Here is an 11,882-nt window from a genome sequence, read left to right as displayed (position 1 = left end):
GCAGGAACACCAGGTGACCATCGGCAAGCAATCCTATGGGGTGCCGGCCCCGTTCCTGGTCCTGGCCACCCAGAACCCGATCGAGTCCGACGGCACCTACCCGTTGCCCGAGGCCCAGGTCGACCGGTTCCTGATGAAGGTGCTGGTCGACTACCCCAACTTCTCCGAAGAGATGACCATCGTCGCCCGCAGCCTGACCGACCCCCCAGCCATCACCCGCATGCTCAGCCTGGACCAGCTCCAGGCCCTCCAGGCCCACACGGCCACCGTGTATGTGGATCGGCTGGTCGCCGAGTACGCGGTGGCGTTGTGTGACGCGACCCGCCAGCCAGCGACCTACAACCTGGCCGATCTTGGCGGCTATATCGCCTATGGGGCGAGCCCACGGGGCTCGATCAACCTGGTCGCGGCCGCCCGGGCCTTGGCCGTGCTCCGGGGCCGCAGCTACTGCCTGCCCCAAGATGTCCAGGAACTGGCCCGCGATGTCCTGCGCCATCGGCTGGTGTTGACCTATCAGGCATTGGCCGAGCAGGTCAGCGCGGACAGCTTGTTGACCGCGGTCCTGGCCGCCATCCCCCCACCCCGCATCGACCTCGCCAGAGAACAACCAGCATGAACGATCCCCTCGGCATCGAACGCACCCCCGACCGGCCAGGTCCCGGACCGACCCCGGAGGCGCTGCTGCGCGCCCTCGACGTGGTCGTGCGCCGCCGGATCGAGGCCATGCTGACCGGAGATCACCGCTCGAGCACGATCGGCATCGGGACCGAGCTGGCCCAGATCCGGCTGTACCAGCCGGGCGACGACGTCCGCCGCATCGACTGGAACGTCACCGCCCGGACCGGCGACATCCACGTGCGTGACCAGATCGCCGAGCGGGCCCTGGTCAGCTGGCTGGTCCTGGACACCTCGCCGTCGATGACCTTCGGCACGGCCGACCGGCGCAAGGCCGATGTGGCCGAGGGGGTCGCCCTGGCCGTCGGCCACGTCGGGACCCGGCACGGCAACCGGCTGGGGCTGATCACCTTCGGCGACAGCCGGCCGGTGACGATCCCGTCGCGCCAGGGCCGGGCCGGGCTGCTGGGGATGCTGGCCACGGTCCGCCGCGAGCCGCAGGCCGAGGGTGGCGGGGCCACCTCGCTGGGCGAGGCCCTGGCCCGGACCGGGCGGCTGGCCACCAGCCGGTCCCTGATCTTCGTGGTCAGCGACTTCCGCGGCCCCCGCGACTGGCGCCGGGAGCTGATCGAGCTGGCCGGCCGGCACGACGTGGTCGCGGTCGAGATCCGCGACCCGCGTGAGCAGGAGCTGCCCGACGTGGGCGAGCTGTGGCTGGTCGACCCCGAGACGGGCCGCCAGCTCCGGGTCGACACCAGCCGGCGCCGGCTGCGGGAGCGGTTCGCGGCCGCCGCCGCGAACGAGCGGGCCGACCTGGCCGGCCTGCTGCAGTCGTCCGGCGCCGACCACGTCGTGCTCTGGACGGCCGGGGACTGGCTGCGCAGCTTCGCCGGGTTCCTGCGCCACCGCGTCACCGGCCCGGGCAGCGCCCGCGGCCCGGCCCCGGTCCAGTGGGGGCCGGAGGCCGCCCACGGCGGCGGCTCGGCCGACGTCGTCGCCCACCCGCCGCAGGCCGTGGGAGCGCCCGTCGGGGGCGGCGCCCCGCCGCCGCGCCCCTGGTCCCCCTTCCCCGGCGGAGGCCCACCCGGCCCCGGAGGCCCGGCCGGCCCCGGAGGCCCGGCCGGCCCCAGGTGGTCGCCGGGACCCGGGAGCCCGCCCGGCCCCGGGAGGCCACCGAGGTGAAACGGGGCGGCGTCCGGTGAGCGCGGAGTGGCCGGGCCTGCTCTGGATGCTGCTGCTCGTCCCGGCCGCGCTCGCCGCCTACCTGCTCGCCCAGCGACGCCGCTCCCGCTACACCGTCCGCTTCACCAACCTCGACCTGCTGGCCAACGTGGTCAGCGCCAAGCCGGGATGGCGCCGCCACCTCCCCCCGGCGCTCTACCTGCTCGCCCTCGCCGCCCTGGTCGTCAGCATGGCCCGGCCCCAGGCGCTGACCCTGGTGCCCAAGGAGCAGGCGACCATCGTCCTGGTGATGGACGTGTCGGGGTCGATGAACGCCACCGACGTCCAGCCGACCCGGCTGGTGTCGTCCCAGCGGGCTGCGGCCGGCTTCATCGAGCAGCTCCCGGAGAAGTTCCGGGTCGGGATCGTGTCGTTCGCCTCCACCGCCCAGACCCTGACCCGGCCGACCACCGACCGGGCCGCGGTCTACGAGGCGATCGGGTCGCTGCACGCCGAGGGGGCGACGGCCATGGGGGACGGGATCGAGCGGGCCCTCGACGTCAAGCGGCCCCCGACCCCGGCCTCGACCGGCAGCGCGGCCCGGCCGGCCCCGCCGGCCCAGCAGGGCGGCGCCAACGAGGCCCCGCTGGTCGTGCTGCTGCTGTCGGACGGGGCCAACACCCAGGGCCGGACCCAGCCGATGGAGGCCGCCGACGACGCCAAGGAACTCGGGGTGCCGGTGTTCACGATCGCCCTCGGGACCGAGCGCGGGATGGTCGACGTGCCCGACGAGACCGGCAACCTGCGCCGCATCCCGGTCCCGCCGGACAAGCTCACCCTGCAGCGGATCGCCGAGACCACCGGGGCCCGCTTCTTCGCCGCCCCCACCAACGAGGACCTCAAGGGCGTCTACCGCGAGCTCGGCTCCAAGATCGGCTTCGTCAAGGAGAAGCAGGAGATCACGGTCATCTTCGCCGCCACCGGCCTGCTGTTCCTGGTGGCCGGCGCCGCCATGTCCCTGGTCTGGTTCAGCCGGTTCCCGTGAGGCCGGTCTCCCCCTCGGGCTCCGGAAGCCCGCGGTCGAGGTCGGTGGCGCGGCCGGCCGCCTCGGCGAGGCGGCCGTCGAAGCGGTCGAGACGGTGGGCGGCGTCCTGCCAGCGGTCCCGGGCCCGGCCGAGGTGGCGGCCGACCAGCTCGAAGTGGGTGCGGAACCCGTCCAGGTCGCCGCGGAGGGCGGCCAGCGCGTCCAGCACCCGGCGGGCGTTCTCCTCGACCCGCAGCCCCTTGAGCCCGACCCCGATCGACACCAGGTAGGCGTACAGGGTGGTCGGCGAGGCCGGGAACACCCGCCGCTCGACCGCGTACCGCCAGCAGGAGTCCCCCGGCGGCTCCTCGCGCAGGAACTCGTAGAACACCGCCTCCGACGGCAGGTAGCAGAGCGCGAAGTCGTAGGTGCCCTCGTCAGGGCAGATGTACTTGTCGGCGATGGCGTCGACGTGCCGGCGGGCGTCGCGCACGAACGCCCGCCGGTGCAGCGCCCTGGCCGCGTCGCCGTCGCCGGCCGTGCTCATGCGGGCGAAGGCCTCCAGCGGGAACTTGGAGTCGACCGGGACCATGGCCTCGCCGACCACCAGGACCGCGTCCACCCGGGCCCCCGAGCGGAACACGTGCTGGGTCCGGTAGGCGCTGTGGGGCAGCCCCTGGGCCAGGAGCTGCTCCAGCAGCAGCTCCCCGAGGGCGCCCCTGGCCTGGGGCGGGCGCAGAAGGTCCTCCAGCCGGCTCAGCCCGCGGGCCTGCTCAAGGACCTGCTCGGCCACTCCGGCGACCACCGCCACCCGCTCGCGCACCTGGGCGGCGGTGTCGGCCGCCCGCGCCTGGGCGTCCTGCACGCTGTCCAGCCCCAGGTAGAGCCGCCGGTCCAGGTCGACCAGCCGCCGGTCGAGGCTGTCGGAGATCCCGGCCAGCCGCCGGTCCAGCTCCCGCCCCCCGACCCCGCCGCCGTCGCCCCCGCGCCCCCAGCGCCCGAACGCCAGCCCGGCCACGGCCCCGGCCAGCAGGCCGATCACCACCGCCTCCCAACCCACCGCGACCAGCCCTCTCTGCTGGGGGTCCGAGTTGGCCGGGACGCTACCAACGGGGTGCGACAACACCCCGCCGGACGAAGTCAGTTCTGGGCCGCGGCGGCCAGGACGGCCGAGGGCTCGGGCCGGACATGGCGGCGGCGCCGAGCAGGGCCGGGGTGGGGCCGGTGAGCGGCACGGATGGGCCTCGCTTCCTCGCTGTGGGGCGTTGCCTGCCTGCGTTCGGGATTCGCTACGCCCCAGGCCGGGCTTGAGCGTCCTGGTGCTACGCTCGGCCTCCCGCACATCACCGGCCGACCAGGCGACCAGGAGGACGAGAAGCATATGGAGGTCAAGCTCGGGGTCACCTACAGCCCCAAGGAGCTGGTCGTCGAGACCGACCAGTCGCCCGACGACGTCGCCAGCCTGGTCGAGGAGGCGGTGGCCGGCAAGTCCAAGGTGCTGTGGCTTTCCGACACCAGGGGCCGCCGCGTCGGCGTGCCCACCGAGAAGCTGGCCTACGTCGAGGTCGGCGAGGAGCACCCCGACAAGCGGGTCGGGTTCAGCTCGCTGTAGGGCCGGTGGCCGGCCGGTGGTTCCGCGCCGCCGGGGTCACGAAGGTGCGGCTCAGGAACGACCCGCGTCCCCCACCGTCTTGCGTGCCGGGCTAGCCGAAGTCGCGGTGGTAGACGATGCCGTCGCGGCCGATCTCGACCACCGAGACACCGGGGACGCCGGTGGAGCGGCGGCCGCCTTCGGTGTAGGCGCTGGTCCACTCGGCGAGGACGGTCTGGTCGGCGCCGACCTGGCGCTTGATGCTCAGCTCGACCGGGCCCCTGACCGCGTACACCGAGGCCAGGTAGGTGCGGATCTCGTCCCGGCCGCGGTGGGGCACGTTGTCGGGCTCGTAGTAGACGGCGTCGGGGGCGTACAGCGCCGCCGCGGCGTCCGCGTCGGCCGTGGCGTGGGCCTGGCGGAACGCCTCGAAGACCTCGGCCGGGCTGCTGGCCATCGCGGGGGCACCTCCTGAGCGCTCGATCGGGGCGAAGCGTACAACAGGCGGTAGCATGATGTGCCCCGACCACCGAGGAAGGAACGGCAAGGGTGCGACAGAGCCATCCGCTGCTGGAGGAGGTCGACGCGCCGGCGCTCGCCCAGGCCATGGCCGGCGACGACCCGCCGCTGCTGGTCGACGTGCGGACCGAGCCGGAGCGGGCGGTCGCCGCCATCCAGCCGTCGCTGCACATCGGCCTCGACCGGTTCGTCGACCGGGCCCCGGCCGAGATCCCCAGGGACCGCGACGTGGTGGTGTACTGCCACGTCGGCGCCCGCAGCGCCCAGGCGGCGGTGTGGATGAAGGCCAGCGGCTGGACCCGGGTCCGCAGCCTGGCCGGCGGGATCGACGCCTGGAGCGAGCAGGTCGACCCGGGGGTCCCCCGCTACCGCTGAAGCCGGCTGGCCGACCCGCTACCATGTATGGTTGACCTGTCGCAAGAAGAGCCCGCAACCAGGAGGTTGTTTGAGTCCGACGTCCGGAACCGTCGCCCCCCCACCCACCGAGCACAGCTTCGCCGACCTCGGCGCCCTCCCGACCACGTTGACCTCGCTGGCCCGTGTCGGGATCGAGCATCCCTTCCCCATCCAGACCCTCTGCCTGCCGCTCGCGCTGGCCGGGGTCGACCTCATCGGCCAGGCCCGCACCGGCACCGGCAAGACCCTCGCCTTCGGCATCCCGATCGTGCAAGAGGTCGAGCCCGAGCTGCCCGAGGTGCAGGCCCTGGTCCTCGTCCCCACCCGTGAGCTGTGCCTCCAGGTGGCTGGCGACGTCGACACCGCCGGCCGTGACGCCGGCGTGCGCGCGGTCGCGATCGTCGGCGGCCGCCCCCTCGGCCCGCAGATCGTCGCCCTGAACGAGGGCGCCCAGGTCGTGGTGGGCACGCCCGGCCGGGTCCTCGACCACCTGCGCCAGGGCCACCTCAAGCTCGACAAGCTTCGCATCCTGGTCGTCGACGAGGCCGACGAGATGCTCGATCTCGGCTTCCTGCCCGACGTGGAGACGATCATCGCCGCCACCCCGGAGCACCGCCAGACGATGCTGTTCTCGGCCACCATGCCCAAGGCGGTGGTCGCGCTGGCCCGGCGCTACGCCAAGCGCCCGACCTTCATCCACGCCGAGCCCGAGGGCGAGCAGGCGACCGTGCCCGCCACCCGGCAGCTGTTCTTCCAGGTGCATCCCCTCAACCGCTTCCAGGTGCTGTGCCGCATCCTTGACGCCCCCGACCGGGACCGGGTGGCCGTGTTCCGGCGCACCAAGCGCGGCGTCGACCGCACCATCAAGGGCCTGGTCGAGGAGGGCTACAAGGCCGGCGCCCTGCACGGCGACATGCCCCAGGTGACCCGCGAGAAGGTCATGCGCTCCTTCCGCAAGGGCAAGCTGGACGTGCTCGTCTGCACCGACGTGGCCTCCCGCGGCCTCGACATCGCCGGCCTGTCCCACGTCATCAACTACGACACCCCCGAGGACGACCGGGCCTACGTGCACCGGATCGGCCGGACCGGCCGGGCCGGGGCCGCCGGGGTCGCGGTCACCTTCGTGGCCTGGAACGAGATGGACACCGCCGACCTGATCCGGCGCCGTCTCGAGCTGACCGACGAGCCCGTGCACGAGATCTACTCGACCAGCCCGCTGCTGAGCGAGCTGTTCGACCTGCCGACGGTGGAGGAGGCGGCCGCCGCCCGGGCCGCGGCCGCGCCCGGCAAGGCCGAGAAGGCCGAGCCGGCCGCCGGGGAGGAGCCGGCCCGCCGCCGTTCCCGCTCGGCCGCCCGCCGGCGACGCCGGCGCCGCATGCCGGCCGGCGAGCGGCCCTCGGCGGCCACCGGCTAGGGGAATCAGCGGGCATCGGGGCGGGTTCACCTGGTCAAGGAGGCGGCACCGCCCCGGCGATTTGTGAGTGAGGTCTCCCGTGGACCTGGACGGCTTCGAGGCGGCGACCGTTCCGCACATGAACGCGCTGTACGACGCCGCCCTGCGGCTGGCCGGCGACCAGGCCACCGCCCAGGACCTGACCCAGGAGACCTACCTGCGGGCCCTGCGGTCCTTCGGCACCTTCGAGCCGGGCAGCAACGCCCGGGCCTGGCTGCTGCGCATCCAGTACAACCTGTTCTGCACCCAGTACCGGCGCGGCCGGCGGATGCCGCTGGTCTGGCTGGACGAGGACGAGGCCGACCCCGCGCTCGAGCTGCCCAGCCCCGAGCCCGGCCCGGAGGAGCAGACCGTCCGGGAGCTGGACCGGGAGGCGGTCCGGCGGGCGATCGGGCAGCTCCCCGAGGACTTCCGCGTGGCCGTGATGCTGGTCGACATCAACGGGCTGACCTGTGCCGAGGCGGCCACCGTGATGGGCGTGCCCCGCGGCACCATCCTGTCCCGGCTGCACCGGGCCCGGCGCCGCCTCGAGGCGATGCTGCTGCCAGAGCTTGGAAGGGTGCAGGCAGATGACCTGTGAGGAGTTCAAGCTCCAGCTGACCGCCTTCAGCCTGGGCGAGCTGGAACCGGGCGAGCGCCAGCGCGCCCGCGACCACCTCGCCGGCTGCGACGACTGCGCCTCCCGGGTGCTGATGGACCGCCAGCTGACGGCGCTGCTGCGGACCTCGGCGGTCCCGGTCCCAGAGGCCACGCGGACCGCGGTCCTGGCGGCCGTGCGGGCCGAGGCGTCCCCGAGCGCTCCGGTGCCCGAGCCGGCCGGCCGGCCGGCGCCTTCCCCACGCCGGCCGGCCCGGCGCCGGCACTGGGTCGCCCTGGCCGCGGCCCTGGTCGGGGCGGCCGCGGTGGTCGCCGCGGCCCTGCTGGTGGTGCCGGCACCCGACCCGGGCAGCCCGCTGTCGGCGGCCTGGAGCTCGTACCACCACCGGGGCGAGGACGGGCTGGGCGCCCCCAGCCAGGCCGAGGCCGACCGGCTGTTCGCCGTCCTCGGGCCGGCCTCGCGCACCCCCGACCTGACCACCTACGGACTGCGCAAGGCCGGTTGGGAGGAACGCGACCTGGCAGGGCATGTGGCCGCGGTGGCCGAGTACCGCGACGCCGAGGGCGGGCGGGTCACGCTGATGCGCTGGCGGGGCGACCTGCCCCGGATGGCCAAGGGGGCCGAGGGCGGCGAGCTGGCCGCCTACCGCTGGGGCCGGCACATCAGCTACTGGTGGCAGGCCGACGGGGTCGTCTGGTGCCTGGTCGGCACCATCGACCAGGAACGGCTCTACAAGATCGCCGAGGGCCTTGGCGGGGAATCGTCGGCAGCCGGCCAGGGTTAGGCTGCTGACGGCCGCGTTCGCGGCCACTTCGATTCCAGGAGGTCCGGATGCGAGCACGTGGCGGGTTGGTCCTCGGGGTGCTGGTCGGGGTGCTGGCCCTGACCGCCGCCGGCTGCGGCGGCGACGACGACGGCGGGAGCGCGAGCGCGACCACCGCCGCCCCCGAGACCACCGGCGAGCCCACCACCACCGCCGCCGCCGGCGGGGGCGGCGAGAACGAGCTCCAGCTCGTCGCCTCCGGCTTCGCCTGGGACAAGACCAGCCTGGACATGACGGCCGGGGCCCAGGTCAGCGTCGAGGTGACCAACGAGGACACGGCCCAGCACAGCTTCACCTTCGACGAGGCCTCGGTCGACGAGGTCGTCGCCGGCGGCGAGGACGCCACCGCGACCTTCACCGCGCCCGCGGCCGGCGAGTACGAGTTCCGCTGCAAGTTCCACGGGTCGATGACCGGGACGGTCAACGTCACCTGAACACCTCAACGGTTTTCGTGCTCTAGGAATGTGGGGTCGGCGCCGGCTGTTGATCAAGGTGTCGCACCCCTTTGACCTGGAGAATGAATGCCTGAGCTCTCGACGGAGACCCTGCCGCTCCTGCCCCTGACCAGCGGGGTCGTGCTGCCCGGCATGGTCGTGACCGCCACCCTGGAGACGCCCGAGTCCCGCTCGGCCTCCAGCGCCGCCGGCGACACCGGCGGCCACCTGCTGCTGGTCCCCAAGGTCGACGGCCGCTACGCCACCGTCGGCACCGTGGCCAAGATCGAGAACGCCGGCGAGCTGCCCAACGGCCAGCTCGCGGTGGTCGTGCGCGGCCTGCACCGGGCCCGTATCGGCGCCGGCGTGGCCGGCACCGGGCCCGCCACCTGGGTCGAGGTCGAGCCCATCGAGGACGCTCCGGCCACCGAGCGGGCCATGCAGCTTGCCCGCGAGTACCGGGCCGTTGTCGAGAACATCCTCGAGGCGCGCGGCGCCGCCCAGATCGCCGAGCTGCTGCGGGGCATGACCGACCCCGGCCAGATCGCCGACACCGCCGTCTACTCCCCCGACCTGTCGTTCGAGCAGAAGGTCGAGGTCCTCGAGGCGGTCGACGTCGAGCAGCGCCTGGAGAAGGTGCTGGCCTGGGCCCGCGACACCCTGGGCGAGGTCGAGCTCAAGGACCGGATCCGCAAGGACGTCAGCGAGGGCATGGAGAAGTCGCAGCGCGAGTTCATCCTGCGCCAGCAGCTGGCCGCCATCCGCAAGGAGCTCGGCGAGGGCGAGGACGGCGAGAGCGCCATCGACGCCTACCGCCAGAAGGTCGAATCCGGCAAGCTTCCCGAGGCCGTGAAGGCCGCGGTGGAGAGGGAGATCGGCCGGCTGGAGCGGACCAGCGAGCAGAGCCCCGAGCACGGCTGGATCCGGACCTGGCTCGACACCATCACCGAGCTGCCCTGGGGCGAGACCTCCACCGACGCCCTCGACATCGGCGAGGCCCGCCGGGTCCTGGACGACGACCACACCGGCCTGGAGGACGTGAAGGACCGCATCCTCGAGTACCTGGCCGTGCGCAAGCTCCGCCGTGAGCGGGGCCTGGCCGACCAGGGCGGCCGCGGCGCCGGCGCCATCATCGCGCTGGTCGGCCCGCCGGGGGTCGGCAAGACCTCCCTCGGCGAGTCGGTGGCCCGGGCCATGGGCCGCAGGTTCGTCCGCGTCGCTCTCGGCGGCGTCCGCGACGAGGCCGAGATCCGCGGCCACCGGCGGACCTACGTTGGCGCCCAGCCGGGCCGCATCGCCAGGGCCATCAAGGAGGCCGGGACCATGAACCCGGTGTTCCTGCTCGACGAGGTGGACAAGGTCGGTGCCGACTGGCGCGGCGACCCCTCCTCGGCCCTGCTCGAGGTCCTCGACCCGGCCCAGAACCACTCCTTCCGGGACCACTACCTCGAGGTCGAACTCGACCTGTCGGATGTGCTGTTCATCGCCACCGCCAACGTGGTCGAGACGATCCCGGGGCCGCTGCTGGACCGCATGGAGGTCGTGCGCCTGGACGGCTACACCGAGGACGAGAAGTTGGCCATCGCCCGTGACCACCTGCTGGCCCGCCAGCTCGACCAGACCGGCCTGCGGGCCGACGAGGTGATCGTCACCGAGGCCGCCCTGCGCACCGTGGTCGGCGACTACACGCGCGAGGCCGGGGTCCGCAACCTGGAGCGCGAGATCGGCAAGCTGCTGCGCAAGGCGGCGACCAGGATCGCCTCCGGCGAGGTGGCCACCCCGCTGGTCGTCGACGAGGGCGACGTGCGCGGCTACCTGGGTCGTCAGAAGTTCTTCTTCGAGGCGGCCGAGCGGACCGCCGTGCCCGGGGTCGCGACCGGCCTGGCCGTGACCGGCACCGGCGGCGACGTGCTGTTCATCGAGGCCAGCGTGATGGACGGCGAGCCGGGGCTGACCCTGACCGGCCAGCTCGGCGACGTGATGAAGGAGTCGGCCTCGATCGCCCTCTCCTACGTCCGCGCCCACGCCGGCGAGCTCGGCATCGACGGCGACGTGGCCGGCCGCCGCTACCACGTCCACGTGCCCGCGGGCGCCGTCCCCAAGGACGGCCCTTCGGCCGGCGTGACGATGACCACCGCCCTGGCCAGCCTCCTCACCGGCCGCCCGGTGCGGTCCGAGGTCGGCATGACCGGCGAGGTCACCCTCCAGGGCCGGGTCCTGCCCATCGGCGGGGTCAAGCAGAAGGTTCTGGCCGCCCACCGCGCCGGGCTCAAGGAGGTCATCCTCCCCGAGCGCAACGGCGCCGACCTCGAGGACGTCCCCGAGTCGGTCCGGGCCGAGATGACCTTCCACCTGGCCAGCGAGATCGACCAGGTCCTCATCCACGCCCTCGCCCCCGAGGGTCCCGAGGCCGCGGAGGTCCCCACCCAGGCCGCCTGACACCGGCACGAGCCGCCGACGTTCGGGCCCCATGCGCCAACCTGGCGCTGGGGCCCGGCGTCGTTCGGGCCCCATGCGCGTACCTGGCACGGGGACCTGGAGGAGGCCCGGCGGCTCGCGCGGGACGCGGTGGCCTTCGCGCTCGACCGGGACACGCTCCCCGAGACGGTGCGGATCGTCGAGCGTCTGCCGGCGCGCCGTCAGGCGCGGTGACCGGGGCTCGTGCCTACTGCAGGTAACCCTCGACCGTGCCTTCGGGGCGGACCTGGGCGGTGTCGGGGTCCTGGCCGGCGTTGCGGCGGGCGCGGCGCTGGCGGAGGAGGTCCCAGCACTGGTCGAGCTGGACCTCGACCTCGTGGAGGCGGTCCTGCTCGTGCTCGTCGAGGCCTTCGCCGGTGGCCTGGCGTTCGAGGGCGTGCTCCTCCTCGACCAGGGCGCCGATGCGGTCGAGGACCTGCTTGTCGTCCATGAGCTCCTCCGCGGGTGGATCTGGGCTGGCTCCCGGTGATGATGCCGGGGGGCTCGCCCTCCTGCATCTGCTGATGTGGCGCCGGGCCGGATGGCCGAGGATCGGGGCATGCGAACAGCGCCGCCCGCTAGCCGAGCGGCGATTCTGCCGGTCGGCGTCTACCGATCGTCGGCCGGAGGCCGACTCCGCGCATCGTCGATGATCCGGCGCAGGCTGGACGGCCGCCACGGCGCCCGGGTGGGGCGGTCGCCGAACAGCCGGGGGGCGGCGCCGGCCAGCTCCTCGGGGGTCCAGCGGCGGGGCAGCTCCTCGGTGGCGACCACGTGCCAGCCCTCGTACAGCTCGACCAGGCCGCCGGTG

Annotated in this window: 14 protein-coding genes; 10 read left to right on the top strand and 4 right to left on the bottom strand. The window is 73.8% G+C overall.

The genetic code is table 11. The annotated features are described in order from the left end of the window. The 3 genes from VF468_10570 to VF468_10560 form a co-directional block, all read left to right on the top strand. Positions 1-616 (top strand): MoxR family ATPase (locus tag VF468_10570; protein HEX5878751.1); only part of this gene is annotated, 616 nt, incomplete at its 5' end. Further along, positions 613-1,797, top strand: coding sequence for a DUF58 domain-containing protein (locus VF468_10565; GenBank protein ID HEX5878750.1), 1,185 nt, complete (start codon positions 613-615; stop codon positions 1,795-1,797). The genes VF468_10570 and VF468_10565, both read left to right, overlap by 4 nt. Before the next feature lie 16 nt (positions 1,798-1,813). After that, complete coding sequence (locus VF468_10560; GenBank protein ID HEX5878749.1) at positions 1,814-2,821, top strand: VWA domain-containing protein; 1,008 nt, start codon at positions 1,814-1,816, stop codon at positions 2,819-2,821. On the opposite strand, the gene VF468_10555 is transcribed toward VF468_10560, so the two are convergent. Next, positions 2,805-3,842 carry a DNA recombination protein RmuC gene (locus tag VF468_10555; protein ID HEX5878748.1) on the bottom strand — a complete coding sequence of 346 codons (1,038 nt, stop codon included), beginning with the start codon at positions 3,840-3,842 and terminating at the stop codon, positions 2,805-2,807. The genes VF468_10560 and VF468_10555 overlap by 17 nt on opposite strands. 339 nt (positions 3,843-4,181) lie before the next feature. Between VF468_10555 and VF468_10550 the strand changes: the two genes are divergently transcribed. Further along, on the top strand, positions 4,182-4,412 hold the full coding sequence (locus VF468_10550; protein ID HEX5878747.1) for a DUF3107 domain-containing protein: 231 nt from the start codon (positions 4,182-4,184) through the stop codon (positions 4,410-4,412). Between the two features lie 91 nt (positions 4,413-4,503). Here the strand turns inward: VF468_10550 and VF468_10545 are convergent, their stop codons facing one another. Beyond that, positions 4,504-4,848 carry a nuclear transport factor 2 family protein gene (locus VF468_10545; protein HEX5878746.1) on the bottom strand — a complete coding sequence of 115 codons (345 nt, stop codon included), beginning with the start codon at positions 4,846-4,848 and terminating at the stop codon, positions 4,504-4,506. A 92-nt stretch (positions 4,849-4,940) separates the two neighbouring features. On the opposite strand from VF468_10545, the gene VF468_10540 reads away from it, so the two are divergent. The 6 genes from VF468_10540 to lon all read left to right on the top strand — a co-directional run bounded on the left by VF468_10540 (position 4,941) and on the right by lon (position 11,053). Continuing rightward, the gene (locus VF468_10540) at positions 4,941-5,285 is read left to right on the top strand and encodes a rhodanese-like domain-containing protein (GenBank protein ID HEX5878745.1); all 345 of its coding nucleotides are present in this window, start codon (positions 4,941-4,943) and stop codon (positions 5,283-5,285) included. A 70-nt stretch (positions 5,286-5,355) separates the two neighbouring features. Continuing rightward, positions 5,356-6,720, top strand: coding sequence for a DEAD/DEAH box helicase (locus VF468_10535; protein HEX5878744.1), 1,365 nt, complete (start codon positions 5,356-5,358; stop codon positions 6,718-6,720). Between the two features lie 79 nt (positions 6,721-6,799). Next, entirely contained in the window at positions 6,800-7,339 is a 540-nt protein-coding gene (locus VF468_10530; protein ID HEX5878743.1) for a sigma-70 family RNA polymerase sigma factor, read from the top strand. Continuing rightward, the gene (locus tag VF468_10525; protein HEX5878742.1) at positions 7,329-8,141 is read left to right on the top strand and encodes a zf-HC2 domain-containing protein; all 813 of its coding nucleotides are present in this window, start codon (positions 7,329-7,331) and stop codon (positions 8,139-8,141) included. Before VF468_10530 ends, VF468_10525 begins: the two co-directional genes overlap by 11 nt. Before the next feature lie 47 nt (positions 8,142-8,188). Next, on the top strand, positions 8,189-8,614 hold the full coding sequence (locus VF468_10520) for a cupredoxin domain-containing protein (GenBank protein HEX5878741.1): 426 nt from the start codon (positions 8,189-8,191) through the stop codon (positions 8,612-8,614). Positions 8,615-8,701: 87 nt separating this feature from the next. Next, entirely contained in the window at positions 8,702-11,053 is a 2,352-nt protein-coding gene (gene lon / locus VF468_10515; protein ID HEX5878740.1) for an endopeptidase La, read from the top strand. A 226-nt stretch (positions 11,054-11,279) separates the two neighbouring features. Here lon and VF468_10510 read toward each other — a convergent pair whose 3' ends face one another. Next, positions 11,280-11,522 (bottom strand): DUF2630 family protein, encoded by a 243-nt coding sequence (locus VF468_10510; GenBank protein HEX5878739.1) that lies wholly within the window; start codon positions 11,520-11,522, stop codon positions 11,280-11,282. Positions 11,523-11,680: 158 nt separating this feature from the next. After that, on the bottom strand, positions 11,681-11,882 hold a 202-nt coding region (locus tag VF468_10505; GenBank protein HEX5878738.1), incomplete at its 5' end, for a hypothetical protein.

This window comes from Actinomycetota bacterium, assembly GCA_036280995.1.
Taxonomy (GTDB): domain Bacteria; phylum Actinomycetota; class CALGFH01; order CALGFH01; family CALGFH01; genus CALGFH01.
The sequence above is the reverse complement of the archived record's forward strand: the minus strand, read 5'-3'. Positions and strand labels throughout refer to the sequence as shown.

Excerpts from the sequence above, each read along its gene's own strand:
- VF468_10545 (HEX5878746.1), bottom strand. The coding sequence starts at position 4,848 with ATGGCCAGCAGCCCGGCCGAGGTCTTCGAGGCGTTCCGCCAGGCCCAC.
- VF468_10510 (HEX5878739.1), bottom strand. The coding sequence starts at position 11,522 with ATGGACGACAAGCAGGTCCTCGACCGCATCGGCGCCCTGGTCGAGGAG.
- VF468_10550 (HEX5878747.1), top strand. The coding sequence starts at position 4,182 with ATGGAGGTCAAGCTCGGGGTCACCTACAGCCCCAAGGAGCTGGTCGTC.
- lon (HEX5878740.1), top strand. The coding sequence starts at position 8,702 with ATGCCTGAGCTCTCGACGGAGACCCTGCCGCTCCTGCCCCTGACCAGC.
- VF468_10565 (HEX5878750.1), top strand. The coding sequence starts at position 613 with ATGAACGATCCCCTCGGCATCGAACGCACCCCCGACCGGCCAGGTCCC.
- VF468_10525 (HEX5878742.1), top strand. The coding sequence starts at position 7,329 with ATGACCTGTGAGGAGTTCAAGCTCCAGCTGACCGCCTTCAGCCTGGGC.
- VF468_10520 (HEX5878741.1), top strand. The coding sequence starts at position 8,189 with ATGCGAGCACGTGGCGGGTTGGTCCTCGGGGTGCTGGTCGGGGTGCTG.